This window comes from Citrobacter sp. Cpo126 (assembly GCF_030332445.1).
Classification (GTDB): domain Bacteria; phylum Pseudomonadota; class Gammaproteobacteria; order Enterobacterales; family Enterobacteriaceae; genus Citrobacter; species Citrobacter portucalensis.
This window is the reverse complement of record NZ_JAOWHT010000032.1, coordinates 755,211-781,153: the sequence shown is the minus strand read 5'-3', so window position 1 is coordinate 781,153 and position 25,943 is coordinate 755,211. Positions and strand designations below refer to the sequence as shown.

Sequence of the window (25,943 nt, the reverse complement as noted above, 5' to 3'; positions counted from 1 at the left end):
GGGTTAGCGGCTGAGATGCTCGATAAGAGCCGGAACGACTTTGTAGATGTCGCCGACCAGTCCGTAATCGGCGTAATTGAAAATAGGGGCTTTCTTATCTTTGTTGATGGCAACAATGACTTTCGCGCCGTTACCGCCAACCATATGCTGAATTTGTCCTGAAATGCCGAGGGTGAGGTAAAGGTCCGATTTCAGTAACACGCCAGAAACGCCGATGTAGCGTTCGCGTTCCATCCAGTTTTCGCCTTCGGCAATCGGTCGTGAACAACCCACTTCTGCACCCAGTACAGATGCCAACTGGCGCACCATCTCCAGATCGTTTTGCGCAACCAGGCCGCGGCCCACACCCACCACACGTTTGGCTTTGCTGAGATCCACGCTGCTCACGGATTTGGCGCGACGTTCCTGGCACATAATTTCATGGTGTGGTGCTATGTAAGGTGCAGAGACAACAGGGCAGGTATGTGAAGCATTAGCCTCTACCGGTTCAAGTACGCCTGGGGCAAGGGTGATAATTGCCTGAGTTGTTTTGATTTTTTCTTTGCCGAATGCCAGGCCACCGTACATACGGTGTTCTGCGAACAGTGAGCCATCATCAAGCGTTACCGACGTGGCGTCATTTACCATCGCTGCATTGAGCTGAATACTTAACCGCGCACCAAGGGATTTAGCGCGTTTTGTAGCTGGCATCAGCAATAGCCCGGTATGTTCTTGTATCAGGGCGGCGATGGTCTCGGCAAAATTTTCAACACGCTGTAAACCAGACGTTGTTTCAAGCACGACAATCTCATCGGCACCCAGAGGTTTAACCTGATTGGCCTGTTCGTTGCCTTGTACAATAAGGTGTACCTGTTCACCCCACAGGCGTGCGCCAGCCATTAATTCTGCATAGCGTTCTACGTTATCGCTGAACACCCATACGTTAGCTAATTTACTCATGATAATTTCTCTCCGTTGGGCTTAGTTCAGGGCTTTTTTCAGATGCTCAGCCAGCTCGGCGATGGCTTCTGCTGAGTCATTTTCCAGAATGATGTGCTTACGTTCTGTTTGTGGCGGAACGGTGAGGCTCACCAGTTCTGCTAACGGTGAGGCAGGTGTCCAGCCAATATCGCTGGCTTGCCACGGTGTGACTGGTTTTTTACCTGCGCCCAGAATGGCTTTCATCGAGGGAATACGCGGCGTGTTGATATCCGAGGTTACGCACAGCACGGCGGGGAGCGGCAGTTCAATCACTTCAACTTCGTCTTCCAGCGTACGTTCAACCACAATGCGATCGCCGTTACGTTGGATGTTGCTGACGGCGTTAATCACCGGAAGTTGTAAGAGTTCGCCAACCAGTAAGCCAACCTGCTGGGCGTAGATGTCTCCAGACCCTTCGCCGAACAGCATCAGGTCGAATTCAATGTTTTTGGCCGCGCAGGCCAGCGCCTGAGCCGTGTCTCGCGGTAATGAATGCTCCAGTTGGGGATCCTGCACCATAAACAAACTGTCCGGCCCGCGGGACAGTACGTCTTTACGCACTTTGGAGTTTTGCAGTAGCGAGCCGCCAACCGTTAAGGCGACAATTTCATCACCTTCCGCACTAAGTTGCGTCGCGGCCTCTATTGCATTCAAATCAAACTGACTGATTTTGGCATCGGCCCGGTCAAAGTTAAGCGAACGTTCTGGGGTAACAACAATGTCCTGTTCTTCAGGCACCAACTTAAAGCAGGTTATTAGTTTCATGGCATCTCCAGTGATTCTCGTGTGGATGATGACGGGGAGCGCCATCATCAACAGTAGGGAAAATTGACTGAAAATAGTGTGCGGCAGAGGGAGACTGTTTTCGACGGGGCAATCTGTTTTCATTCCCAACAATCTTGCAAAAAAAAGGACTTTAGGAATGCTGAGTTTATGAACGTAAAGACGACGTCGGGTGTTAAAGTGATAAATATGGAAATAAAATCGAGACGTTTTTTTGAGAAATGGATCATATTTTTATCCGTTTCTGCATGCACTTTGTTTCTGGTGTGTAAATTATTATTGCTGACTTAATAACATTTACACTTTCCTGTTATTTTAAAATAAAAACAATTTGCGTGAGCAGCGTGCTGAAGTTGGAGGTGTCATCTTGCAGACGACGCAAATAATTTTGTTTCGCCTGGACAGAATAACGTTGTATAACGTCTTCATCGTTTTTACTTTTCGATATTAATTATCCGCAAAATTACTGCCTTTCGGTGGAGGTTGTCATGTATCAACGCTGTTTTGATAATGCCATGGAGACCCTTTTTGAACAGGGAAAAACCCCGAGATTTTCGCGATTCGTCATCAGTGATGATCCTAACTGGGAGTCGGGTCATCATGTTCATGACAATGAAACAGAGCTTATCTATGTAAAAAAGGGTGTCGCAAGACTAATTATCGACTCTTCGCTGTATGTCGCACATGCGGGTGACATCGTAGTGATAGAACAAGGGCGGTTACATGCGGTTGCTTCCGATAGCAGCGCACCTGCAACCACTTACACCTGTGCGCTCTACGGCTTTCGTTTTAACGACTGGCAGGAGAACCAACTCTTGCAGATGCACTCGTGTCCGGTTATTAACGTCAGCCAGGGCAAAGAGGTTATTAAAAGTATCTTTAATGAACTGAGTGTTATGATCCCGCAGAGCAAGAATAACCTGACGTCTTCCGCTTATGACGCCTTCGCTTATGCATTAACCGTTTTATATTACGAAAACTTTAAAAATGCTTATCGTTCTGAGCAGGGATATATTAAAAAAGATATCTTAATTAAAGATGTGTTGGTTTATTTAAATAACAACTTTCGTGAGAAAATTACGCTGGAACAGTTGTCTAAGAAATTTCGTGCCAGCGTGAGCTATATCTGTCACGAGTTTACTAAGGAGTATCGTATTTCGCCGATTAATTATGTGATTCAGCGGCGAATGACAGAGGCAAAATTTGCCCTGACGAATACGGAGTCCTCGTTGGCAGAAATTTCCTGGCGGGTAGGGTATGAAAATGTCGATCACTTTGCCAAACTCTTTCAGCGGCATGTGGGTTGTACCCCCAGCGATTATCGTAAGCAGTTTAAAAATAACCTTGTAGAACAGGAATGTTTGATGCCAGAAATATGATTCACCTGGCACGTGCCGGATAACGCATTTGCGCTATCCGGCAAGCATTACTGCTTACTTATTCTGATAATCTTTCAGGATTTGGCGACCCGCGACGTAAATCATGATTTCATCTGTACCACCGCCAATGCGTTCACAGCGGACATCACGCCAGAAGCGGGAAACGCGTGCTTCGTCGGTGTAACCCAGCCCACCCATAATCTGAATGGCGTCATCAATCACTTCCATTGCAGTACGTGCACAATACAGTTTTGCCAGCGCTGCACTGGTGCGCAGAGACTGTTCCTGATCGGCCTGCCAGGCGACTTTTAACACCATATTGCGCATGTTATCGATTTTAATCGCCATCAGCGCCAGTTTTTCCTGGATCATCTGATTGTGACCAATTGGCTTACCGAATGCGATGCGCTGGTTGGCGTAACGGGCGGCATCTTCGAAGGCGCATTCAGCAAAACCGGTACTGCGCGCAGCGTTGATCAAACGTTCCATTTCGAAGTTGTACATGACGTTGAGGAAACCCATGCCTTCCTCTCCGACCATATCGCTTTCGTCCACTTCGACGTCATCAAGATAAACTTCGCAGGTGCTGAGCATATGCCAGCCGATTTTATGCAGCGGATTAACCTTAATGCCGGGTTTTTTCGAATCGACCCACCACAGCGTAAAGGCTTTTTTCGGATCTTTTGGCTCCGGATCGCGGGCCAGTACCAGCATATAGGGATACTCTTTCGCGCCGGTGATAAAGGTTTTCTGCCCGTTGAGATAGACCTTACCGTTTTTGCGAGTGTAGCTGGTGGTCGCGCTGTTGTTGTCGGAGCCAGCTCCCGGTTCGGTTAATGCCAGCGCATACGCTGGATCGCCCGTTTCCATGGTGCTTTCTGCGGTCTTACGCAGCTGTTCAGCGGATCCAAAACGACGCATACTGTGAATGCACTGACCGTTAGTGATCAAAAAAGCGGGTGCGCCGCATTTTGAAACTTCCATCAGCGCCAGCATCTGTGTGACGTAATCTGCCGGGATGCCACCAAACTCTTCCGGAACGCCCAGCATCGAAATACCGTTGTCCGCCAGGGCACGCATAAACTCTTTCGGGTAGGTCGCCGTCTGATCGCAGGTACGGAAATATTCTTCCGGGAAATTGCTGGTAATCAGTTCTCGAATACTGGCAAGCAGCAGTTCTTGTTCTTCAGTTAAAGAAAAGTCCATCAGGGTACTCCTTTTAATTGGCGGCGTCGGGTAATACAAAACCCATCGAGGCATCGATAAATAATCTTTCGTCCATCAGCTTCAGATTTGGCGAAATAATTGGCGTGAAATCCATCTTGTCCAGAATGTCTTCCTGTAAAGAGACTCCCGGTGCAATTTCGATTAAATGAAGACCATCTGCTTTTAACGTAAAGACAGCGCGTTCAGTGATGTAACGCACATCAAGTCCACGTTCGAGAGCAATTTTTCCGCTGAAAGTCACTTCAGGTAATTCGTTGACGAATTTTTTCACCCGACCTTCCTGCACGATATTTAACTTGCCCTCGGCAACTTCCGTTTTCAGACTTCCGGCAGTTAACGTGCCGCAGAAAATAATTTTTTTGGAGGTGGCGCTAATATCGATAAAACCGCCGGTACCCATGATTTTGCCATTGAATTTGTGTACGCCGACGTTGCCATGGCGATCGACTTCGGCAAAACTTAAATAGCACACGTCCAGTCCACCACCGTGATAGAAGTCAAACTGGGAGGTCATATCCAGAATGGCGCGGGTGTTGACGTTGGCGCCGAAAGCAATACCTTGAGAGGTGATGCCGCCAATCGGACCCGTTTCGACTGTCAGAATAAAATCGTCAGCACAGCCTTCTTCGCGCGCGACGAGGCCAATGCCATCGGCAATGCCTACGCCAACGTTGCCGACCGCACCTTTGCGCATTTCAAACAGGGCGCGTCTGGCCACCAGTTTACGCTGATTGAGCGGCAGGGCAGTCTGTTGGCTGTCATCGAGAACAAAATCGCCAGAGATAAAGCGGTTAACCGTCGCGCCACCATACAGTTGCGTTTGGTCGGGGTCGATGACCACAATATCGACCAGATAGCCGGGAATACGCACCGATTTCGGATGCAACGTGGCTTTCTTCACCATCTTTTGCACCTGCATCATAACGATGCCACCGTTATTGTGTACGGCCTGGGCAATCACCAGCGCATCAAGATACATCACTTCATCTTCAAAGGTGGCGTAGCCTTCACTGTCGCAAGTGGTGGCGCGAATAAAGGCGATGTTTGGCGCAATGGCTTTGTAATACAGGTACTCTTTGTTATCAATTTCCACCAATTTGATCAGATCTTCGGTGGTCACTTCATTCAGCTTACCGCCCTGTTGGCGAGGGTCAACAAATGTACCGATGCCGATATCACTCAGGATCCCCGGCTGGTGAGCCGCCGATGCACGCAGGGTTTGGGTTAATACGCCCTGAGGATAGTTATAGGCGGCAATTTTATTTTGTTCAGCCAGATCGGAGATTCGCGGTGATTGTCCCCAGTGTCCGCATAATGCCCATTTGACTAAACCTTCCTGTGCCAGTGGGCTAATTCCCCGGTCGGCACGGTCACCCAAACCTGTAGGACTAATCAACGCTAAATTTCGCGGTGACTGTGAGTTTTTATATTTTTCAGCCAGTGCATTAATTAATGTTGTTGCTTCGAGAATACCCCCTCCAGCACCTAATACACAAAGCGTTGCTTCATCAGGAATATAATTGACTGCATCTGCAGCGGATAATACGGGTACCCGACCATCTATACGATTTGGCCTTGAAAATTTCATGTGAACTCCAGATTATATGCGTGCGACTACCTGTCGCTATATTCGACAATAATATTGTGAGTTATTTAATAACGCTTAATTACCGGCCAGATATCCGTGGTTAGACGAATATCTGGGGTAGGGCATTACTGATATTTATATGGATATATCTGTAATTAAGCCTGATGCAATATTGTCAATACAGTACGCAGGTCGGTGACCGAAATTTGTCCTGGTGCGGAGGCTTTTTTTACTGCCCCAAAGGTTGCCGCTGAACCGAAAACCTCACCAGACAGACGTGAAATCACCCCTGTTTTAGCCATCGACATGGTGATTATCGGGCGATCGGCATAGCGTTCTTGCATTTCCAGCGTGGCACTAAGCAGCGTCAGAACATCCGTTTTATTTTGCGGCATCAAGGCAATCTTCGGAATATCTGCGCCCAGCTCCTGCATTTTACGCAGGCGCTGGACAATCTCTTCCGCGGCTGGTGTCTTATGAAAATCGTGATTGGACATAATCACAAAGACATTTTTCGCATGCGCATGCTCGACGGTCGCTTTGACCAGTTCGTCACCGGTAAACAGTTCCAGATCGATCATATCCACCAGACTGCTGTCTACCGCCGCGCGGTTAAGTGCAATATAGTGCTCGACAGACAGAGCCTGTTCACCGCCTTCTTTGGCGCTACGGAAGGTGAAAAGCAGTGGTTTGTCAGCCATCACATCGCGGATGGTGCGCGCAGCTTCCAACACCGCCTCAATGGAAGAGACATCGGCGAAATGGTCTACGCGCCATTCCAGAATGTCGAAATCCGCTTCGCGATAGGCCAGCGCTTCGCTTTTTACCGTTGCGATGTCTTTACCCATCAGCGAGACAATGATCTTCGGCGCACCCTCGCCAATAACGAGGTTTTTTACGGTTACGGTTTTCATTGATTACCCTTTAACTATTGTACAAATGCTTGCCCGTCAGGCGGCAAAACCCATAACCTGTTTCACATACTCCAGTGGGAAATCTTTCCCGGTCCAGAGCTTGAACTGTTCAGCCCCTTGCCACAACAACATGCCGTAACCATCAATTGTTTTGCAACCAGCACTTTGTGCCTGCTGCAATAATTTGGTCATATGCGGGTTGTAGACGCATTCGGTTACCAGCAGTTCCGGACGCAGCAGGGACGCGTCGGTCACGAGAGATTCATTTTCCAGCGGCTTCATGCCGACTTTAGTGCCGTTGGTCAAAATATCTGCGCTGGCAAGTGCGTCAGCAAAAGCCTGGCGATCGGCGAGATCGATAACGGTGACCACGCAGTCGGTGTTTTCATTGACACGTTTGGCAAACTCCTGCGCTTTGGCAAAAAACTCATCCTGGCGGTTAAAGAGTTTAATTTCTTTGATGCCTTCAATCGCTGCCTGTGCACCAATAGCCGTCGACGCACCGCCTGCGCCCAACAGTACCATGGTTTTACCTTTGATATCGAAACCACTTTCCTTAATTGCACGAATATGGCCCGTGCCATCGGTATTGTAACCGCGCAGGTAACCATCATCATTGACGATAGTGTTAATTGCGCCGACCAGCTTGGCTGCGGGTGTTAATTCATCAACATACTCACATGCCAGCTGCTTGTTGGGCATTGAGACCCCGGTACCCCGCATCTTTAAGGCCTTCAGCCCGGCAATTGCATTAGCAAACGTTGAGTTATCAACTTCAAATGCCATATAAGTGAATGGCAATCCCGCTTTTTCTAATGCCTTATTTTGCATTTCAGGCGACAGACTGTGTCTGATAGGGTAAGCCATCAAACCAATCAGTTCATATTTAGCAGTTACGTCCATTTGATACTCCTTCTAAACAATTTATTGAAAATAACGCTCGCCCAACCGCACATCATTTTTGGGGATATCAAATACGCGGTAGTAACGAATAAAGACGATGATGGCGGTGACAAAAGCCAACAGAGCAAATGCAAGGTCCAGCAAAATAATGTATTGCAGACCAGTGTTAGAGAGGTATCCGGTGATTAATGGGATAATAAAGTTGGCTACGCCACCCATCATCATATAAATACTGGTGACTTTGGCCTTGCTCTTGGGAAAGAACTCTGACATCACCGAGACACCGAGCTGTAAAATACCGCCAGCGGCAGAGAATCCAATGAGAAATGAACCGGCGTTACATACCAGCGGAGATGGGTATAAATAGATCACGGCTGCGGTGATGGTTGCCAGTCCGGCGTTAAATACGTTTGCCCAAATAGGTCGTACCCATTTTTTCAACAGTGCGGCAAAGATAAATACGCAGACCAACGACCCCATACTGTAGTAAGAGATTGTTTTCAGTGCGTCGGATTCTGCCATACCGGCAAAGGCCATCGCATATTTCGGCATCCAGACCACGATGACGTAAAAAGTCGAAAAGGCAGCAACACCAAACATGACGGATGCCACACCTTCCAGCCAGACCAACGGTTTACTGTTCATCTGTGGCAGATCTTTCGCGATGCCGGCATCCACCATCTGGCTGGGGAAACGACTTTTTAGCAGCATCAGGGTAATGACTACAAACAACGCACCTGGGATAATGACCGCATAACCGTACCAGATATGGTTGAGCAGCATGGTGCTGACGACGATGGGGTAGATCATCTGCCCAAACGAGACCATAGCTTTCACCAGGATAACGGCTGAGCCAGAGGCTTTAGGGAAGCATTCCATTAACGCCGGGTACCCACCGGTATCCAGTGCCGAGTTTGCCACGCCAACGCAAACGGCCAGAATAAAGGCAATCATCAGATTAGGGCTGGCGGGAATACCGAAGAAGAACAGTATATAAAGAATAGCCCCTAACAGAATGATAGCCCGACGACCAAATTTATCTGAGAGCACACCAAAGAATAAGATGCTCACCAGTCGTCCCAGACCAATGCCTGAAATTAAATAGGCAATTCCTGCATTGTCGGTGGAAAACTTTTCTGCAAGAGAGGTCATATTTTGCGCCAGTGTAATGACGCTAATGCCGTGTAGGAAATAACTTAAATAAATACAGGTTATCGCCAAAAGAAATGGCGTATTAAAGGTCTTGCTTTGAGACATTTTCACAACTCCTTGCGGATTTTAAAATTGTTCTGTGCTCGTCGATATTGTTTAAATTGCGGCGACCTTGTAATTAATATACCGGGCGGAAGCCACAGAACCTACATAGCATGGCGTTTAAGTTACCAGGTATATTGCATAACACACTGTGAAATTGAACTCTGCCAGCTGGTGTTTTGTTGATGTTTTAAAACATATGCCAATTATTTTGCAGAAGGGGGGAACAATATTGCATCCACGCTATTCTACGGCTTGTATCATTTTTAGCTGATGCTTTGACGCGATGTGGCTGCGATAACCAATAAATAACGCCAACAGGAACCCAACAGCAGCTATGCCAGTATCAAGCCACATGATGTGAGCAATACTGGTTTCTGAGAGTTTTGCTGTTATCAATGGAATAGTGAAGGTCGCAATGCTGCCCGCACTGTAGTAAATACCGGTCGCTTTACCCTTCGCATGCGGAAAGCGTGCGGCCATGAGCGTTAAACCGATTTGCACAACGCCCCCTGCGGAAGAAAAACCGATGACAAACGCAAAGATAATGACCACGTAGGGTGTCGGATGCAGACAAACCATCAGCAGTGCGACAAATGAGATAAACGTATACAGCATCAGCATCGATGTCGCGCGTTCTGCTTTTCGCGCCAGCGGGGCGGTGATCAGCACGCACAGTAGAGAGCCGCAGGTATAAATGCTTAACAGTTTGATAGATAACGTATAGGACATTCCTGCGACAAACTGTCCGTATTGCGCCAGCCACTGGCTTACCAGGTAAAATGTTGCCATTGCGATGTAGCCGTACAGGGTGTAACTGGCAAGGTCGAGCAGGGAGCAACGATGTTCAGGTTGTGCGGTTTCTCGTTCAGCAGGTTGTGCCCGGATGACGATATGAGGCCCGGGGTGTGGAGGAAACCGACAGCGAAACAAAAACACGCCGTTGAGTATCATAACGGCAGCCGCCAGCAGGAAGGACCAGCCAAACCAAAGTTCGGCCCACACCAGCAGGCTGATGATCATTGGCAGCAGGAACTGACCGCTGGAGACGAAGGCTTTTATCAAAATATTGGCCGTGCTGGGGGAGCGGGGGAATGCCTCCATCAGGCTGGGATAGGTTCCGGCATCGAGAAAACTATTTGCCATTCCTGCTAAAAAACCAAAAGCATAGGCAAGAAAAATACTGTGAGTATTGATGATGCCAATAAAGAAAATCATGTAGCAGGTCATACCAAGGATAATAAATGGTCTGCGACCGTAGCGATCGGAAAGCATCCCTGCCACTAATAAAACGCTTAAGCGGCCGATACCGAGTGAGGAAATAACAATCGAGACGCCCGCAGCATTGGTTTGCCACTGTTGTTCCAGCGAAGACATATTGAGGCTCATCAGAATGACCCCCATGCCGTGCACCAGGTAATTTAGGTACAGCCCTATCGCAGTGGAGAAATAGGTGTTTTTCATAATGAGTTACTCAGCGAAGAGGCTAAATAGGTATGGCGTTGCAATCTCTTAACACATACGCTCGAGATCGTGAGCATAGAGTTCAACAGCAGCCGACTGATAGATTTTCCAGTCGAGAAAACCATCGTGGTGATAAACCGCCTGAAAAGCGTTCAGATCGGGGAAAAAACGCATGGTGTTATTACCGATACGATTATTTATTTTGTCGATAATTGCATTAATTCTTAACTTCCTCCTTGCTTTCATTTCTGAACAAATGCGGATGATGTCTTCTGGAATTTCTCTTTCACCCTTTTCCCATTGCTGCCAGGCGGCAACATTGTTATCGCGCGCGATATACCTGGCGCTTTCTTCCACCGTCATAGCAAAAATATGGCGGATCGCCTGTAGTTCTAATGCGTTCATTATTTGGTCACTTCATAAAAGACGGTGGAATAGTAATAACATTGCTGTGGATATTTCGGCTTGAAGAGAGTCACAGTATTTTGTGCAATATTATTTGTTCCTTGACGGGGAAGATAATGTGTTGGTGCGTTAAGGTTGGTGGAGTGGCGCGCGAAGGACAAAAAAAAGCCCATCGTGGGAGATGGGCAAAGACTACACACAGCAATTCGTTGTTTCACTCAGGGGATTTCCATGCTTATAAATCAATGTGTTGATCTAAAGCCATGAGCTAATAGTAGGCATAGTGATTTTTTACGTCGATCAGATTCATCTCAATAGTTTAAAAACTGTAAAGAATTTGCGACACAAATGATTATTTAAAGAAGGGCGAGGTTGGGTCTAATCCCGCAAGAGGGAGGATTGATTAGTATTGTTAAACAATCAGGCGGCGCTGCCGCCTGATGTTGGATTACTTATTGCGTTCGATTTCAGCAATTTCTTCGAGGATTTCATCCGGATTGGTACCTGGCGCAGGGGCTTCGTTTACCCAGGCGGAGAACAGACGCCAGGAAACGGCCAGCACTACTGGACCGATAAATAGACCAATCATGCCGAAGGCAATCAGTCCGCCGATGACCCCGGAGAGGATCAGGATCAGTGGCAAATCGGCACCCATACGAATCAGCATCGGTCGAATAACGTTATCCAGCGTTCCGACCACGCCGCTCCACACCAGCAGCACGGTGCCCCAGGTGGAATCCCCCGTCCAGTATAGCCAGATAATGGCCGGAACCAGCACCGGCAACGGCCCCAGTTGCACCAGACAAGACAGGATCATCAATACCGCCAGCAGCGTGGCGTAAGGCACGCCGGTTACCGCCAGACCAATTCCCCCGAGCACTGCCTGCACCAGAGCGGTGACCACAACGCCCAATGCGACGGCGCGAATGGCTTGCGCGGCCAGCAGAATGGCAGCATCGCCACGTTTTGAGGCAAGACGGCAAGCGAAGTGACGAATACCTAATGCGACCTGTTCACCGCGCCAGTACAACAGGGCGCTGAACAGCAGCATCAGACCACAGTGCATCATAAAGCGGCCGATATGCGCGGCCTGACCGACAAACCAGGTGGTGGTGGTACCGATATAAGGACGAACCTTGGCCATAATGGCCGAACCACCCATATCCAGTAAACTGTGCCATGCGCCATACATTTTTGCACCCACCAGTGGAATGCTGTTCAACCAAGCCAGATCCGGTAGCGTCATATCACCTGCGGTTACGGCATGGATCAGCGGCCCGCTGCCATCGACGATACTGTTAACCAGCAGCGCGATAGGGATGATGAACAACAGCACTAACAACAGTGTCATCACCAGTACGGCAAGTGAACGACGTCCCCAGAGCAATTTTTGTAAGCGTAGCAGGATAGGCCAGGTCGCAATGACAATCGTACCTGCCCAGGCAAAACCGAGGATAAAGGGCTGAACAATCCAGAGACAGGCCACAATCAGGATGGCTAAAAACAGCACCGATAGCAGCACTTGTGCAATATCCCTGGGCTGACGGAAATTTACCATAAATACTTTTCACCTTTGTCTTTGCGCCAGAACGTTGACGCGACGTGAACACGTTAATCACACTCTATAATGATGAGCAATTTCAGCGGTTTTGAACAGGCGGATTCTGCCTGTAAATCTGCTGAGCGTATTAGAAAAAAATGTGATACAACAAACAAAGCAACACGCAAACGATTAAATTCACAACACAGACCGCAGGAAAGGGTCACTATAATGATTCCACAAATTTCTCAGGCGCCAGGTGTCGTTCAGCTGGTGCTCAATTTTTTGCAGGCGCTGGAGCAGCAAGGATTCACGGGTGATACGGCAACGAGCTATGCCGATCGTCTGACAATGTCGACGGATAACAGTATTTATCAGCTGCTTCCTGATGCTGTCGTTTTCCCTCGTTCAACCGCAGATGTGGCGTTAATCGCCCGTCTGGCGGCAGAACCGCTATTCTCGTCGTTGATTTTTACCCCGCGCGGCGGCGGCACCGGGACCAACGGTCAGGCGCTGAACCAGGGCATTATTGTTGATATGTCCCGCTATATGAGCCGGATTATTGAAATCAACCCGCAAGAAGGTTGGGTGCGGGTAGAAGCCGGGGTAATAAAAGACCAGCTCAACCAGTTTCTGAAGCCATATGGCTATTTCTTTGCCCCGGAATTATCCACCAGTAACCGGGCAACGCTCGGCGGGATGATCAACACCGATGCGTCCGGGCAAGGATCGTTGGTTTACGGTAAAACTTCCGATCATGTGTTGGGCATCCGTGCGGTGCTGATGGGCGGTGATATTCTGGATACCCAGCCCATGCCGGTCGAGCTTGCCGAAATGCTGGGTAAAAGCAATACCACGATTGGCCGTATCTATAAGACCGTTTATGAGCGTTGTCGTGATAACCGACAGCTGATTATGGATAAATTCCCGAAACTTAATCGCTTCCTGACGGGTTACGATCTGCGGCACGTCTTTAACGATGAGATGACCGAATTTGATTTAACCCGCATTCTTACCGGCTCTGAAGGTACGCTGGCGTTTATCACCGAAGCCCGCCTTGATATCACGCCACTGCCCAAAGTCAGACAGTTGGTTAACGTTAAGTACGATTCGTTTGATTCGGCGTTGCGTAACGCGCCGGTGATGGTGGAAGCGCGCGCATTGTCGGTAGAAACCGTCGACTCCAAAGTACTCAATCTGGCGCGTGAAGACATCGTCTGGCACTCGGTAAGCGAACTGATTACCGATGTCGCGGATAAAGAGATGCTGGGCCTGAATATTGTCGAGTTTGCCGGTGACGACGAAACCTTGATTAATTCGCAAGTCAGCGCACTCTGCGAACGCCTGGATGGGTTAATCGCTCGCCAGGAAGCGGGCGTTATTGGCTGGCAGCTATGTACCGAACTGGCGGGCGTCGAACGAATTTACGCCATGCGCAAAAAGGCTGTCGGTCTGCTGGGCAATGCAAAAGGTTCCGCGAAGCCAATTCCGTTCGCCGAGGATACCTGCGTTCCTCCGGAGCATCTGGCTGACTATATTGCCGAGTTTCGCGCGCTGCTCGACAGCCATGGTCTGAGTTACGGCATGTTCGGCCACGTGGATGCTGGCGTGCTGCACGTCAGGCCGGCTTTGGATATGTGCGACCCGCAGCAGGAAGTGCTGATGAAACGCATTTCTGATGATGTCGTCGCGCTGACGGCAAAATATGGCGGTTTGTTGTGGGGTGAGCACGGGAAAGGTTTCCGTGCGGAATACAGTCCGGCGTTTTTCGGTGATGAACTGTATCGTGAACTGCGCAAAGTGAAATCGGTGTTTGATCCGCAAAACCGGCTCAACCCCGGCAAAATCTGTCCACCGGAAGACGTTGATGCGCCGATGATGAAAGTGGACGCGGTGAAACGCGGAACGTATGACCGTCAAATCCCGCTGGCCGTACGCCAGGAGTGGCGTGGGGCAATGGAGTGTAATGGCAACGGGTTATGCTTTAACTTCGATGCGAAAAGCCCCATGTGTCCGTCGATGAAAATCAGCCTTAACCGTATCCATTCTCCGAAAGGGCGAGCTACGCTGGTACGTGAGTGGCTGCGTCTGTTGGCCGATCGCGGGATCGATCCTGTGCAACTGGAAAAAGAGCTACCGGAGAAACGCGCCAGTTTACGCACGCTGATTACCCGTACCCGCAACAGCTGGCATGCACGAAAGGGCGAATACGATTTCTCGCACGAAGTAAAAGAGGCGATGTCAGGGTGCCTGGCGTGTAAAGCCTGTTCCACACAGTGTCCGATTAAAATTGATGTGCCGGAGTTCCGCTCACGCTTCCTGCAACTGTACCACACGCGTTATCTGCGCCCGTTGCGCGATCATATGGTGGCGACCGTTGAGAGCTATGCACCGCTAATGGCGCGGGCGCCTAAAACGTTTAACTTCTTCATCAATCAGCCGCTGGTGCGAAATCTGGCTAAAAAGCACATTGGAATGGTTGATTTACCGCTATTGTCTGCGCCGTCGCTGCAACGCCAACTGGTGGGGCATCGTTCCGCCAATATGACGCTGGAACAGCTCGAATTACTCAGCCTCGAGCAAAAAGCCCGTACGGTGCTGGTGGTGCAGGACCCTTTCACCAGCTATTACGATGCGCAGGTGGTCGCTGATTTTATACGTCTGGTAGAAAAACTGGGTATGCAGCCGGTACTGCTGCCGTTTTCGCCAAATGGCAAGGCGCAGCACATTAAAGGCTTTTTAAACCGTTTTGCCAAAACGGCGAAAAAGACATCCGAGTTTCTTAACCGGGTAGCGAAGCTGAATATTCCGATGGTGGGTGTTGATCCGGCGCTGGTGCTTTGTTATCGCGATGAATACAAGCTGGTGCTGGGAGAACTGCGGGGTGATTTCCATGTGCTGCTGGCCAACGAATGGTTATCAAAAGCTGTGGAAACACAGCAGTCAGTCGCTGTTGGCGGTGAACCGTGGTACTTCTTTGGCCACTGTACCGAAGTGACGGCTTTACCGGGCGCGCCTGCACAATGGGCGGCTATTTTTGCTCGCTTTGGCGCAAAGCTGGAGAACGTCAGCGTGGGGTGCTGTGGTATGGCGGGCACCTACGGTCACGAAGTGAAGAATCACCAAAACTCATTGGGTATCTATGAGTTATCATGGCACCAGGCAATGCAACGATTGCCACGTAACCGTTGTCTGGCTACAGGGTACTCCTGTCGCAGCCAGGTTAAACGCGTTGAAGGTACGGGCGTTCGCCACCCATTACAGGCACTGCTGGAGATTATAGGATGATCTGGAAACGTGAAGTCACACTCGAGGCGCTCAATGCCATGGGTGAAGGAAATATGGTTGGGTTGCTCGATATTCGTTTTGTGCACATTGGCGACGATACGCTGGAAGCTACGATGCCAGTGGACCATCGCACCAAACAACCCTTTGGGTTGTTACACGGCGGCGCATCCGTGGTGCTGGCGGAAAGCATTGGTTCGGTAGCTGGCTACTTGTGTACTCAGGGTGAGCAGAAAGTGGTGGGCCTGGAGATCAACGCCAACCATATCCGTTCTGCACGGGAAGGGCTCGTCAGGGGCGTATGTCGCGCGTTACATACAGGTTCTCGTCACCAGGTGTGGCAAATAGAAATCTTCGATGAGCAGGGTCGATTGTGCTGCACGTCGCGTCTGACGACCGCAATTTTGTGATGCATATTGCTTTTGGTCATTATCTGCACAGGGAATGGTGTTATACTGTGCAGGTTTTGAACACAAGCGAGGATGATATGTCTACCCAATTAGACCCTGCCCAACTGGCAATAGAATTTTTACGTCGTGATAAAACCGATCTTTCACCGGCTCAGTACCTGAAAAGGCTGAAACAGCTTGAGCTGGAGTTTGCAGATCTGTTGGCGCTCTCTTCCACTGAACTGAAAGAAGAGATCTATTTTGCCTGGCGCATGGGCGTTCATTGATTCCGGTATGCTTATCGTAACGAAACCCCGACACGCGTTCGGGGTTATTTTTGCCTTAAATCTTCATTACCACTTCATCTCGCCGCTGTTAACTTTTGCACTTAGCTCCAGCGAGCTTACGTCTGCAAGGCCTGGCCATGCTGCCGTCATGGTTTTAATCACATAATCCGATCCTTTTTTCGCCCCTAGCGCCTGCTCAAACGACTGCAAATAGTCCTGGGTGAAGCGAATAGCTTTATCACCGGTTGGGCGGTCGCCAATGTAATGACCCGGGACCACCTGAGTGGGCTGTAAGCTCTGCATTTCGCTCAGTACGCTACGCCATGCACTACGTTGTTGTTCAGACTGTGTATCCGCCGTCCAGACGTGAATACCTGAAGCCACGCCTGTGCCGCCAATAATGGCTCGATTCGCCGGGATCCAGATATACGCTGCATAATCGTTGGCGTGACGCAGTTCCAGCGTTTCGTCATCAACCGTGAACTGCGTTTGCGTAGTCGCCTGCGGAACGGTGAGCGATGTTGGTGCGCCGTCCTTCATTTGCGGGCCCCAGAACTGCAGCTTGGCCTCTTTGGTGGCGCGGATATGGTCTACCACCTGCGGCGTTGCCAGGACTTTTACCTGTGGGAAGGCCTTAACGATGGGCTCCAGACCAAAATAGAAATCTGGATCGCCGGAGGTGATCACAATAGCCTTCAGCGTTTTACCGCTGGCGCGAATCATTTGCACCAGTTGTTCGCCATCTTTGGTACTGAACTGGGCGTCAAACAAAATCGCCTCTTTTGGGCCAGACACCAGCGTCGAAGAAACCGGGAAAATAGCCTTATCCTGTGGATTATAGACGTCCAGCTGTAGCGGAGCGGCGAAAGCTGAAGACGCAAACAGAGGTAACAGCAGGGCCAGAGTTTTAACTTTCATACCAGGTAACCTTGTGCAGGAAATTGTCTTTTGATAGTTCCCGTATTTTAAGGATATTCGGATCTGTTAGAATTCCCTCATTAGGACATGCTGAGTTTCATAAAACGATCGGATGGGAACAATGGACAGAGTGATGGCGGCAACGGTATTCAACCATATCTGTGATTTGGGTAGCCTGAGCGCAGCCGCGCGTGCGTTGGGGCTTTCCCGTCCGATGGTCAGTCGTTATCTCGACGAGATGGAAAAATGGGCAGGCGCAAGGCTTATCCATCGCTCATCGCGTCGCTTGACGATCACGCCAGCGGGTGAAGATGCATTAGTGAAAACACGTTCTCTGGCGCAACTTTCGCTGGATATTGGTGCCGCCAGTGCCGCGCAAATTCCCTCCGGCACGCTACGTGTAGCCTGCGCCCATTTTACCGCGATGCATATTCTTGCTCCGGTTCTGCCGACGTTTATGGCGCAATATCCGCAATTACGTATTGAGGTGGAGATCAATAATCAACCGGTAAGCCTTGTGGGGGAACGCATCGATGTGGCGATCCGCATAACGGATAATCCAGAGCCAGGGACTATTGCCCGTCGGTTGGGCGACTGTAAATCGGTGCTTTGCGCGTCTGCAGATTATCTGCATCAACATGGCACGCCTGAGACAATCGACGATCTCACACGGCACAATTGCCTGTACTACAGCGGTTTTGCCGGACAATCCTGGCACTTTTTGGATCCTCAGGGGCAGCCTGTCTCCGTTGCAATCAAAGGGAATTTGAGTGCAGGGATCTCTTCGCTGCTCTGCGAGTCGGCAGTGGCCGGAATGGGGATCGCGTTGGTGCCAGAGCTGGAGGCGCAGGAAGGGCTGGAGCAGGGAAAGCTAATTCGATTACTGCCAGAACTTCAACCTAAGTGCCTGCCGATTTATGGTTTATACCTTTCACGTGAGCATCAACCCGCAGGGCTACGCCTGCTGCTGGACACGCTCAGTGAGGCACAGCGTTAAATATGTGATTGAACGCGTTTATAAAAGAGTCAAACCGCAATTAGTGTTAAAAAAAACTAATCGGTGTATGAGATTCTTCTTATCGCCCCTTCAAGAGCTAAGCCAATATGAGTGCCGGAGATAAGCGCCGGATGGGGCCGGAACCCTTAAGCCTGCCAACAAGCAGACTTAAGGGTTTTTTGTTGTTTGTTTATTATTTGAATTGTTTTTCCCTACCTTCATCCCCACCTATCCCTTAAATAGACATTTTCTATACATCTTTTGTCATTTGACCTGACTGAACGATTGGATTTTCATAATCCATTATTAATCAATGCATTGAACAAAATAATCCATCCCTGTAAACCCTCGCTGCAGGGTCTATGCTTATTAAAAGTAGCCAAAAAGGGCGATTAACCCGAATGCCCCTGCTGTTGAGGGGTTGAAGTGATAATCATTATCACTAACATGGTGTTATAGCTTAAAAGCTAGTGACTCGAGGTAACTCTATGGAATTGCATTCAGGAACATTTAACCCGGACGATTTTGCCTGGCGTGGGCTGACGTTAACGCCAGCGGCTGCGGCGCATATCCGTGAACTGGTGGCAAAGCAACCTGACATGTTGGGTGTGCGTTTAGGCGTGAAGCAAACAGGGTGCGCGGGATTCGGTTACGTGCTGGATACCGTCCGCCAACCCGAAAAAGACGATCTGCTGTTTGAAACGGAGGGCGCCAGACTTTATGTGCCGTTGCAGGCGATGCCGTTCATTGACGGCACAGAAGTCGATTTCGTTCGCGAAGGATTAAACCAGTTATTTAAATTTCATAACCCGAAAGCCCAGAACGAATGCGGCTGTGGCGAAAGTTTTGGGGTATAGGCGGTACTATGTCTCGTAATACTGAAGCAACTGACGATGTCAACACCTGGGCTGGCGGGCACCTTAATTACAAAGAGGGCTTCTTCACCCAACTGCAAACCGATGAGCTGGCAAAAGGGATCAATGAAGATGTCGTGCGCGCGATTTCGGCAAAACGAAATGAACCCGACTGGATGCTGGAATTTCGCCTGAATGCCTTTAAAGCGTGGCTGACCATGGAAGAACCACACTGGCTTAAAGCACATTACGACAAACTGAATTATCAGGAGTACAGCTATTACTCCGCACCTTCCTGCGGTAACTGCGATGAAACCTGTGCGTCTGAACCGGGAGCGGTACAGCAAACGGGCGCGAATGCATTTTTAAGCAAAGAGGTTGAGGACGCATTCGAACAGCTTGGCGTGCCGGTACGTGAAGGCAAAGAAGTTGCGGTTGATGCCATTTTCGACTCGGTATCGGTAGCGACCACCTATCGCGACAAACTGGCGGAACAGGGCATTATTTTCTGTTCGTTCGGTGAGGCCATTCACGATCATCCTGAGCTGGTAAAACAGTACCTGGGCACGGTTGTCCCCGGCAATGACAATTTCTTTGCCGCGCTGAATGCGGCGGTGGCATCTGACGGCACGTTTATTTATGTACCGAAAGGCGTACGTTGCCCAATGGAGCTGTCGACCTATTTCCGTATCAATGCGGAAAAAACCGGGCAGTTTGAACGCACCATTCTGGTTGCGGATGAGGGCAGCTACGTCAGCTATATCGAAGGCTGTTCAGCCCCGGTGCGCGACAGTTACCAACTACACGCGGCGGTGGTGGAAGTCATCATCCACAAAGATGCCGAAGTGAAATACTCCACGGTGCAAAACTGGTTTCCCGGCGATGGCAATACGGGCGGTATTTTGAATTTCGTCACCAAGCGCGCACTCTGCGAAGGCGAAAACAGCAAAATGTCGTGGACGCAGTCGGAAACCGGCTCGGCCATTACCTGGAAATACCCAAGCTGCATTTTGCGTGGCGACAACTCGATCGGCGAATTCTACTCCGTCGCGCTGACCAGTGGACATCAGCAGGCCGATACCGGCACCAAAATGATCCACATTGGCAAAAACACCAAATCGACCATTATCTCGAAAGGGATCTCCGCCGGACACAGCCAGAACAGTTATCGCGGCTTAGTGAAAATCATGCCGACCGCTACTAACGCCCGCAACTATACCCAATGCGACTCGATGTTGATCGGTGCGGATTGTGGGGCACACACCTTCCCGTATGTGGAGTGTCGTAACAATAGCGCCCAGCTTGAACATGAAGCCACCGCGTCGCGTATTGGTGAAGACCAGTTGTTTTACTGCCTGCAGCGCGGCATCAGTGAAGAGGATGCCATTTCGATGATCGTGAATGGTTTCTGTAAAGACGTGTTCTCTGAACTGCCGCTGGAGTTTGCCGTGGAAGCGCAAAAACTTCTCGCCATAAGTCTTGAGCACAGCGTCGGTTAAATTTTAAGGAAAGCACATGTTAAGCATCAAAGATTTACAGGTCAGTGTGGAAGATAAGGCGATCCTGCGTGGGTTGAGCCTTGAGGTTCGCCCCGGAGAAGTTCACGCCATTATGGGACCAAACGGTTCGGGGAAAAGTACGCTTTCTGCAACTCTTGCTGGGCGGGAAGACTACGACGTCACTGGCGGGACGGTAGAGTTCAACGGCAAAGATTTACTGGAACTGTCGCCGGAAGACCGGGCCGGTGAAGGGATCTTCATGGCATTCCAGTATCCGGTGGAAATCCCTGGCGTCAGTAACCAGTTTTTCCTGCAAACGGCGCTGAATGCGGTGCGAAGTTACCGTGGCGAAGAGTCGCTGGATCGATTCGACTTCCAGGATCTGATGGAAGAGAAAATAGCGCTGCTGAAGATGCCGGAAGATTTGCTCACGCGCTCGGTAAACGTCGGTTTCTCCGGCGGTGAGAAAAAACGTAATGACATTCTGCAAATGGCCGTGCTGGAGCCTCAGTTGTGCATTCTTGATGAGTCAGACTCCGGGCTGGATATTGATGCGCTGAAAATCGTTGCGGATGGCGTGAACTCGCTGCGTGACGGGAAACGCTCATTCATTATCGTCACTCACTATCAGCGCATCCTGGACTATATCAAACCCGATTTTGTTCACGTTCTCTACCAGGGGCGAATTGTGAAGTCCGGTGATTTTACGCTGGTCAAACAACTGGAGGAGCAAGGTTATGGCTGGCTTAGCGAACAGCAGTAATGTGCTGCAACAGTGGCACCATCTGTTTGAGACGCAAGGGGAGACACGCTCACACCATGCGCAGCAGCACTTGCAACAGATGCTGCGTCTGGGGCTGCCAACGCGGAAGCATGAGGACTGGAAATACACGCCGCTGGAGGGATTAACCAACAGCCAGTTTGTCAGTCATGTCGCTGAGATAACGTCAGCCCAATGTGCAGCGTTGTCGCCGACAATTGATGCTGTACGACTGGTGTTTGTTGACGGGCAATTCTCTCCGACGCTCAGCGACAGCACAGACGGTAGCGGTTTTGACATTACCATTGACGATGCGCGCCAGGCGCTGCCAGCGGCTATCCAACCGGAAGTGTTTTTGCACCTTACCGAAAGCCTGTCCCGTAGCGTAACGCACATTCAGGTGAAGCGTAACCAGCGCCCCGCGAAACCGCTGCTGCTGCTGCACATAACCCAGGGGCTGGCGGGTGATGAGGTGAATACGGCGCACTATCGCCACCATCTGGAGCTAGCGGAAGGCGCAGAAGCCACCGTCATTGAACACTATGCCAGCCTCAGCGAGCGTCGCCATTTCACCGGCGCACGCTTAACGATGAACGTCGCGGCAAACGCCCATTTGCGCCATATCAAACTGGCGTTCGAAAATCCGTTTAGTCACCACTTCGCGCATAATGACATTCAATTGGGCGCGGATGCTACTGCCGTTAGCCACAGCTTCTTGCTTGGTGATGCGGTATTGCGCCATAACACCAGTACGCAGCTTAACGGTGAAAACACCACGCTTCGGCTGAACAGTCTGGCGATGCCGGTGAAAAATGAAGTCTGTGATACACGGACCTGGCTTGAGCACAACAAAGGGTATTGCAACAGTCGCCAGCTGCATAAAACGATTGTCAGCGATAAGGGACGAGCGGTCTTCAATGGTCTGATCAACGTCGCCCAGCACGCCATCAAAACCGACGGTCAGATGACCAACAATAATTTGTTGCTCGGAAAGCTGGCGGAGGTGGATACCAAGCCACAGCTCGAAATTTACGCCGACGATGTGAAATGCAGCCACGGGGCGACGGTAGGACGGATCGACGACGAACAGATGTTCTATCTGCGTTCGCGAGGGATCGGCCAGCAGGATGCTCAACACATGATTCTCTATGCGTTTGCCGCTGAGCTGACGGAAGCCCTGGGCGATGAAACGCTGAAACAACAGGTACTGGCGCGGATCGCCCAACGCTTGCCGGGAGGCGCAGCATGACATTTCCCATTGAAAAAGTACGGGCTGACTTTCCGGTCCTGACGCGTGAAGTGAACGGTTTACCGTTGGCGTATCTGGACAGCGCTGCCAGCGCGCAAAAACCCAATCAGGTGATTGATGCCGAGGCCGAGTTTTATCGTCACGGCTATGCGGCGGTCCACCGCGGTATTCATACGCTGAGCGCCCAGGCCACGGAAAAAATGGAAAATGTGCGCAAGCTTGCCTCGTTGTTTATTAACGCCCGCTCAGCGGAAGAGCTGGTGTTTGTTCGTGGTACGACGGAAGGCATCAATCTGGTGGCGAACAGCTGGGGCAGCAGCAATGTGCGAGCGGGCGATAACATTATCATCAGCGAAATGGAGCACCACGCCAATATTGTGCCCTGGCAGATGCTGTGTGCCCGCGTAGGGGCAGAGCTGCGCGTTATTCCGCTCAATGCCGATGGTACGTTGCAGCTGGAGACGCTGCCGACGCTGTTTGACGATCGTACGCAACTGCTGGCGATTACCCACGTTTCTAACGTGTTGGGTACCGAGAACCCGTTATCGGAAATGATTGAGCTGGCGCATCAATACGGCGCAAAAGTGTTGGTGGATGGCGCACAGGCGGTGATGCATCATCAGGTGGATGTCCAGGCACTGGATTGCGATTTTTATGTTTTCTCCGGGCATAAACTTTATGGACCAACCGGTATTGGCGTTCTGTATGCCAGAGAGTCGCTGTTGCAGGAGATGCCACCCTGGGAAGGCGGTGGTTCAATGATTGCGACGGTGAGTTTGAGTCAGGGAACAACGTGGGCCAAAGCCCCCTGGCGTTTTGAAGCCGGAACGCCAAACACCGGAGGTATTATCGGACTCGGCGCGGCTATTGAGTATGTTTCAGCACTGGGGCTTACTGAAATCAGTGAATATGAACAGTTCATGATGCGCTATGCGTTGGAGCAGCTGGCGGATGTGCCGGATTTGACACTCTACGGACCGGATAACCGCCTGGGTGTGATTGCATTTAACCTTGGTAAACATCACGCCTTTGACGTCGGCAGTTTTCTTGATAACTATGGAATAGCCGTGCGGACGGGGCATCACTGCGCTATGCCGCTGATGGCCTACTATAACGTTCCTGCTATGTGTCGGGCGTCGATTGCAATGTACAACACCCATGAAGAAGTGGATCGCCTGGTAACGGGCCTCAAGCGTATTCATCATTTACTGGGCTAACAGGGAGGCGTTATGGCTGCGCTACCGGATAAAGAAAAGTTGTTGCGTAATTTTCTGCGTTGCGCTAATTGGGAAGAGAAATACCTGTACATTATTGAACTGGGTCAGCGTTTGCCGGAATTAAACGACGACTTACGCTGCCCGGAAAATAGCATCCAGGGATGTCAAAGTCAGGTATGGATTGTTATGAACCAGAATGGCGAAGGGATTATTGAATTACAGGGCGACAGTGATGCGGCAATTGTGAAAGGACTTATTGCCGTGGTATTCATTTTGTATGATCGCATGACGGCCCAGGATATTGTGAATTTTGATGTGCGCCCGTGGTTTGAAAAAATGGCGCTCGCACAGCACCTCACACCGTCTCGTTCACAAGGGCTGGAGGCGATGATTCGGGCTATTCGCGCCAAAGCCGCAACTCTTAGCTAAACTGATAAAACACGTTAACTTTCAGACCGACTTGAAAGCGTTCGTGTAAGGCAACGCAGTGACTCGTAAGCCGGATTGGGCGCTCGCCGCCGTCCGGCAAGAACGCCAGGGGGGTGAGTGAGTATGAAACGCGCGTCTGTTATTACGTTAATGCTAATCGGCGCTTACAGCGCTATTCAGGCCGCATGGGCGGTCGATTATCCTTTGCCCCAGGCGAACAGCCGCCTTGTTGGGCAAAACCAAACCTACACTGTGCAGGAAGGCGATAAAAACCTACAGGCGATAGCCCGTAAGTTTGATACCGCTGCCATGCTGATCCTTGAAGCCAACAACACTATTGCCCCCGTACCTAAACCCGGAACCCTGATTACTATTCCCTCACAATTACTGCTGCCGGATGCTCCACGCGAAGGCATTATTGTGAATCTGGCGGAACTGCGTCTGTATTACTTCCCGCCGGGAGAGAATATTGTTCAGGTATTCCCAATTGGTATCGGTTTGCAGGGGCTGGAAACGCCGGTAATGGAAACCCGGGTTGGGCAGAAAATCCCGAATCCTACCTGGACCCCTACACCAGGCATCCGTAAACGCTCTCTGGAGCGCGGCATCACATTACCGCCTGTTGTACCTGCCGGGCCAAATAACCCGTTAGGACGCTTTGCACTGCGTCTGGCGCATGGAAACGGTGAGTATCTGATCCATGGCACCAGCGCGCCGGACAGCGTGGGCCTGCGTGTGAGTTCTGGTTGTATTCGCATGAACGCGCCGGACATTAAAGCACTGTTTGCTCAGGTCCGCACAGGCACGCCGGTCAGGGTGATTAATGAGCCGATAAAATATTCGATTGAGCCGAACGGCATGAGGTATGTCGAAGTGCATCGACCGCTGTCGCCGGAAGAGGAGCAAAACGTCCAGACCATGCCGTATGTGCTGCCAGCCGGTTTTACCCAGTTTAAAGATAATAAAGCGGTGGATAACAGTCTGGTGGAAAGGGCGTTGTATCGTCGCGCAGGTTATCCAGTCACCGTCACTGCCGGGCAAGCATCGGTCGCGAGCAATGGGCCAGAAGTGAAGTCTGCGCAAAATGGCGTGCCGGGAGGAGATGCTGAGGTGCGCGCTACGCAATAACAGGGAAGGGGAATTCAGAGCAAAAAAAATGGCGCACAATGTGCGCCATTTTTATTACACAGATACTATTACTTGCGGTATTTAGTAGCTGCGTTGTCCAGACGCTGGTTAGCGCGAGCTGCGTCATCTTTAGCAGCCTGAACGTCGGAACGCATTGCGTTCACGTCGTTGCTCAGCTGGTCAACTTTAGCGTTCAGAGTCTGAACGTCAGAAGACAGCTGATCGATTTTAGCGTTGCTGGAGCAACCTGCCAGCAGAGTAGAACCCAGGATTACCGCGCCCAGTACCAGTTTAGTACGATTCATTATTAATACCCTCTAGATTGAGTTAATCTCCATGTAGCGTTACAAGTATTACACAAACTTTTTTATGTTGAGAATATTTTTTTGATGGGAATGCACTTATTTTTGATCGTTCGCTCAAAGAAGCATCGAATTGTGCAAAAACGGCTAAAAACCCGAGTGAAAACAGAAAGCTTCCATCGGATTCATCTTAGATAATCACGGATTAGATA

General features: G+C 50.3%; 24 protein-coding genes and 1 other RNA gene. 12 read left to right on the top strand and 13 right to left on the bottom strand.

The window, feature by feature from the left end; genetic code table 11:
- Positions 1–3 precede the first annotated feature (3 nt).
- Positions 4–939 (bottom strand): electron transfer flavoprotein subunit alpha, encoded by a 936-nt coding sequence (locus OGY17_RS12955; protein ID WP_032943175.1) that lies wholly within the window; start codon positions 937–939, stop codon positions 4–6.
- 21 nt (positions 940–960) lie between these two features.
- Positions 961–1,725, bottom strand: coding sequence for an electron transfer flavoprotein (locus OGY17_RS12950; RefSeq protein ID WP_048235498.1), 765 nt, complete (start codon positions 1,723–1,725; stop codon positions 961–963).
- A 506-nt stretch (positions 1,726–2,231) separates the two neighbouring features.
- Between OGY17_RS12950 and OGY17_RS12945 the strand changes: the two genes are divergently transcribed.
- Positions 2,232–3,122 carry an AraC family transcriptional regulator gene (locus OGY17_RS12945; RefSeq protein WP_008784594.1) on the top strand — a complete coding sequence of 297 codons (891 nt, stop codon included), beginning with the start codon at positions 2,232–2,234 and terminating at the stop codon, positions 3,120–3,122.
- A gap of 54 nt (positions 3,123–3,176) precedes the next feature.
- Here the strand turns inward: OGY17_RS12945 and OGY17_RS12940 are convergent, their stop codons facing one another.
- The 9 genes from OGY17_RS12940 to ydiK form a co-directional block, all read right to left on the bottom strand.
- Complete coding sequence (locus tag OGY17_RS12940) at positions 3,177–4,328, bottom strand: acyl-CoA dehydrogenase (RefSeq protein WP_003832619.1); 1,152 nt, start codon at positions 4,326–4,328, stop codon at positions 3,177–3,179.
- A gap of 13 nt (positions 4,329–4,341) precedes the next feature.
- Positions 4,342–5,937, bottom strand: coding sequence for an acyl CoA:acetate/3-ketoacid CoA transferase (locus OGY17_RS12935; protein ID WP_286607418.1), 1,596 nt, complete (start codon positions 5,935–5,937; stop codon positions 4,342–4,344).
- A gap of 155 nt (positions 5,938–6,092) precedes the next feature.
- A complete protein-coding gene (aroD, locus tag OGY17_RS12930) occupies positions 6,093–6,851 on the bottom strand; it encodes a type I 3-dehydroquinate dehydratase (protein ID WP_048235496.1) in 759 nt (252 codons plus the stop codon).
- Positions 6,852–6,887: 36 nt separating this feature from the next.
- Positions 6,888–7,754, bottom strand: a complete 867-nt coding sequence (gene ydiB, locus OGY17_RS12925) for a quinate/shikimate dehydrogenase (protein WP_003836604.1) — start codon at positions 7,752–7,754, stop codon at positions 6,888–6,890.
- Between the two features lie 21 nt (positions 7,755–7,775).
- The gene (locus OGY17_RS12920; protein ID WP_286607416.1) at positions 7,776–9,011 is read right to left on the bottom strand and encodes an MFS transporter; all 1,236 of its coding nucleotides are present in this window, start codon (positions 9,009–9,011) and stop codon (positions 7,776–7,778) included.
- Positions 9,012–9,251: 240 nt separating this feature from the next.
- Complete coding sequence (locus OGY17_RS12915) at positions 9,252–10,472, bottom strand: MFS transporter (RefSeq protein ID WP_286607414.1); 1,221 nt, start codon at positions 10,470–10,472, stop codon at positions 9,252–9,254.
- A 48-nt stretch (positions 10,473–10,520) separates the two neighbouring features.
- A complete protein-coding gene (locus OGY17_RS12910) occupies positions 10,521–10,877 on the bottom strand; it encodes a YdiL family protein (protein ID WP_008784601.1) in 357 nt (118 codons plus the stop codon).
- A gap of 157 nt (positions 10,878–11,034) precedes the next feature.
- An RNA gene (gene rprA / locus OGY17_RS12905) (antisense sRNA RprA) lies at positions 11,035–11,142 on the bottom strand.
- A 183-nt stretch (positions 11,143–11,325) separates the two neighbouring features.
- Positions 11,326–12,435 carry an AI-2E family transporter YdiK gene (gene ydiK, locus OGY17_RS12900; RefSeq protein ID WP_048226713.1) on the bottom strand — a complete coding sequence of 370 codons (1,110 nt, stop codon included), beginning with the start codon at positions 12,433–12,435 and terminating at the stop codon, positions 11,326–11,328.
- A 213-nt stretch (positions 12,436–12,648) separates the two neighbouring features.
- Between ydiK and ydiJ the strand changes: the two genes are divergently transcribed.
- The 3 genes from ydiJ to OGY17_RS12885 all read left to right on the top strand — a co-directional run bounded on the left by ydiJ (position 12,649) and on the right by OGY17_RS12885 (position 16,378).
- Complete coding sequence (gene ydiJ, locus OGY17_RS12895) at positions 12,649–15,705, top strand: D-2-hydroxyglutarate dehydrogenase YdiJ (protein ID WP_208744365.1); 3,057 nt, start codon at positions 12,649–12,651, stop codon at positions 15,703–15,705.
- Positions 15,702–16,112, top strand: a complete 411-nt coding sequence (gene menI / locus OGY17_RS12890) for a 1,4-dihydroxy-2-naphthoyl-CoA hydrolase (protein WP_008784603.1) — start codon at positions 15,702–15,704, stop codon at positions 16,110–16,112. The genes ydiJ and menI overlap by 4 nt, the downstream gene beginning before the upstream one ends.
- A gap of 77 nt (positions 16,113–16,189) precedes the next feature.
- Positions 16,190–16,378, top strand: coding sequence for a YdiH family protein (locus tag OGY17_RS12885; RefSeq protein ID WP_003030540.1), 189 nt, complete (start codon positions 16,190–16,192; stop codon positions 16,376–16,378).
- Between the two features lie 66 nt (positions 16,379–16,444).
- Here the strand turns inward: OGY17_RS12885 and OGY17_RS12880 are convergent, their stop codons facing one another.
- The gene (locus OGY17_RS12880) at positions 16,445–17,296 is read right to left on the bottom strand and encodes a Vmh family MBL fold metallo-hydrolase (protein ID WP_153753224.1); all 852 of its coding nucleotides are present in this window, start codon (positions 17,294–17,296) and stop codon (positions 16,445–16,447) included.
- A 121-nt stretch (positions 17,297–17,417) separates the two neighbouring features.
- On the opposite strand from OGY17_RS12880, the gene OGY17_RS12875 reads away from it, so the two are divergent.
- The 8 genes from OGY17_RS12875 (at position 17,418) to ldtE (ending at position 25,429) form a co-directional block, all read left to right on the top strand.
- Positions 17,418–18,293 carry a LysR family transcriptional regulator gene (locus tag OGY17_RS12875; protein WP_020996441.1) on the top strand — a complete coding sequence of 292 codons (876 nt, stop codon included), beginning with the start codon at positions 17,418–17,420 and terminating at the stop codon, positions 18,291–18,293.
- Between the two features lie 488 nt (positions 18,294–18,781).
- A complete protein-coding gene (sufA, locus tag OGY17_RS12870; protein ID WP_003832645.1) occupies positions 18,782–19,150 on the top strand; it encodes a Fe-S cluster assembly scaffold SufA in 369 nt (122 codons plus the stop codon).
- Positions 19,151–19,158: 8 nt separating this feature from the next.
- The gene (gene sufB, locus OGY17_RS12865; protein WP_286607409.1) at positions 19,159–20,646 is read left to right on the top strand and encodes a Fe-S cluster assembly protein SufB; all 1,488 of its coding nucleotides are present in this window, start codon (positions 19,159–19,161) and stop codon (positions 20,644–20,646) included.
- A 16-nt stretch (positions 20,647–20,662) separates the two neighbouring features.
- The gene (sufC, locus tag OGY17_RS12860) at positions 20,663–21,409 is read left to right on the top strand and encodes a Fe-S cluster assembly ATPase SufC (RefSeq protein ID WP_003832649.1); all 747 of its coding nucleotides are present in this window, start codon (positions 20,663–20,665) and stop codon (positions 21,407–21,409) included.
- The gene (sufD, locus tag OGY17_RS12855) at positions 21,384–22,655 is read left to right on the top strand and encodes a Fe-S cluster assembly protein SufD (RefSeq protein ID WP_032943209.1); all 1,272 of its coding nucleotides are present in this window, start codon (positions 21,384–21,386) and stop codon (positions 22,653–22,655) included. The genes sufC and sufD overlap by 26 nt, the downstream gene beginning before the upstream one ends.
- Positions 22,652–23,872 (top strand): cysteine desulfurase SufS, encoded by a 1,221-nt coding sequence (gene sufS, locus OGY17_RS12850; RefSeq protein ID WP_008784609.1) that lies wholly within the window; start codon positions 22,652–22,654, stop codon positions 23,870–23,872. The genes sufD and sufS overlap by 4 nt, the downstream gene beginning before the upstream one ends.
- Before the next feature lie 12 nt (positions 23,873–23,884).
- Entirely contained in the window at positions 23,885–24,301 is a 417-nt protein-coding gene (gene sufE / locus OGY17_RS12845; protein ID WP_003832654.1) for a cysteine desulfuration protein SufE, read from the top strand.
- Between the two features lie 123 nt (positions 24,302–24,424).
- Positions 24,425–25,429, top strand: a complete 1,005-nt coding sequence (ldtE, locus tag OGY17_RS12840) for a L,D-transpeptidase LdtE (protein ID WP_032943210.1) — start codon at positions 24,425–24,427, stop codon at positions 25,427–25,429.
- Positions 25,430–25,497: 68 nt separating this feature from the next.
- Here the strand turns inward: ldtE and lpp are convergent, their stop codons facing one another.
- The gene (gene lpp, locus OGY17_RS12835; RefSeq protein WP_003029373.1) at positions 25,498–25,734 is read right to left on the bottom strand and encodes a murein lipoprotein Lpp; all 237 of its coding nucleotides are present in this window, start codon (positions 25,732–25,734) and stop codon (positions 25,498–25,500) included.
- Positions 25,735–25,943: the final 209 nt, after the last annotated feature.

Excerpts from the sequence above, each read along its gene's own strand:
- OGY17_RS12955 (WP_032943175.1), bottom strand. The coding sequence starts at position 939 with ATGAGTAAATTAGCTAACGTATGGGTGTTCAGCGATAACGTAGAACGC.
- OGY17_RS12950 (WP_048235498.1), bottom strand. The coding sequence starts at position 1,725 with ATGAAACTAATAACCTGCTTTAAGTTGGTGCCTGAAGAACAGGACATT.
- OGY17_RS12945 (WP_008784594.1), top strand. The coding sequence starts at position 2,232 with ATGTATCAACGCTGTTTTGATAATGCCATGGAGACCCTTTTTGAACAG.
- OGY17_RS12940 (WP_003832619.1), bottom strand. The coding sequence starts at position 4,328 with ATGGACTTTTCTTTAACTGAAGAACAAGAACTGCTGCTTGCCAGTATT.
- OGY17_RS12935 (WP_286607418.1), bottom strand. The coding sequence starts at position 5,937 with ATGAAATTTTCAAGGCCAAATCGTATAGATGGTCGGGTACCCGTATTA.
- aroD (WP_048235496.1), bottom strand. The coding sequence starts at position 6,851 with ATGAAAACCGTAACCGTAAAAAACCTCGTTATTGGCGAGGGTGCGCCG.
- ydiB (WP_003836604.1), bottom strand. The coding sequence starts at position 7,754 with ATGGACGTAACTGCTAAATATGAACTGATTGGTTTGATGGCTTACCCT.
- OGY17_RS12920 (WP_286607416.1), bottom strand. The coding sequence starts at position 9,011 with ATGTCTCAAAGCAAGACCTTTAATACGCCATTTCTTTTGGCGATAACC.
- OGY17_RS12915 (WP_286607414.1), bottom strand. The coding sequence starts at position 10,472 with ATGAAAAACACCTATTTCTCCACTGCGATAGGGCTGTACCTAAATTAC.
- OGY17_RS12910 (WP_008784601.1), bottom strand. The coding sequence starts at position 10,877 with ATGAACGCATTAGAACTACAGGCGATCCGCCATATTTTTGCTATGACG.
- ydiK (WP_048226713.1), bottom strand. The coding sequence starts at position 12,435 with ATGGTAAATTTCCGTCAGCCCAGGGATATTGCACAAGTGCTGCTATCG.
- ydiJ (WP_208744365.1), top strand. The coding sequence starts at position 12,649 with ATGATTCCACAAATTTCTCAGGCGCCAGGTGTCGTTCAGCTGGTGCTC.
- menI (WP_008784603.1), top strand. The coding sequence starts at position 15,702 with ATGATCTGGAAACGTGAAGTCACACTCGAGGCGCTCAATGCCATGGGT.
- OGY17_RS12885 (WP_003030540.1), top strand. The coding sequence starts at position 16,190 with ATGTCTACCCAATTAGACCCTGCCCAACTGGCAATAGAATTTTTACGT.
- OGY17_RS12880 (WP_153753224.1), bottom strand. The coding sequence starts at position 17,296 with ATGAAAGTTAAAACTCTGGCCCTGCTGTTACCTCTGTTTGCGTCTTCA.
- OGY17_RS12875 (WP_020996441.1), top strand. The coding sequence starts at position 17,418 with ATGGACAGAGTGATGGCGGCAACGGTATTCAACCATATCTGTGATTTG.
- sufA (WP_003832645.1), top strand. The coding sequence starts at position 18,782 with ATGGAATTGCATTCAGGAACATTTAACCCGGACGATTTTGCCTGGCGT.
- sufB (WP_286607409.1), top strand. The coding sequence starts at position 19,159 with ATGTCTCGTAATACTGAAGCAACTGACGATGTCAACACCTGGGCTGGC.
- sufC (WP_003832649.1), top strand. The coding sequence starts at position 20,663 with ATGTTAAGCATCAAAGATTTACAGGTCAGTGTGGAAGATAAGGCGATC.
- sufD (WP_032943209.1), top strand. The coding sequence starts at position 21,384 with ATGGCTGGCTTAGCGAACAGCAGTAATGTGCTGCAACAGTGGCACCAT.
- sufS (WP_008784609.1), top strand. The coding sequence starts at position 22,652 with ATGACATTTCCCATTGAAAAAGTACGGGCTGACTTTCCGGTCCTGACG.
- sufE (WP_003832654.1), top strand. The coding sequence starts at position 23,885 with ATGGCTGCGCTACCGGATAAAGAAAAGTTGTTGCGTAATTTTCTGCGT.
- ldtE (WP_032943210.1), top strand. The coding sequence starts at position 24,425 with ATGAAACGCGCGTCTGTTATTACGTTAATGCTAATCGGCGCTTACAGC.
- lpp (WP_003029373.1), bottom strand. The coding sequence starts at position 25,734 with ATGAATCGTACTAAACTGGTACTGGGCGCGGTAATCCTGGGTTCTACT.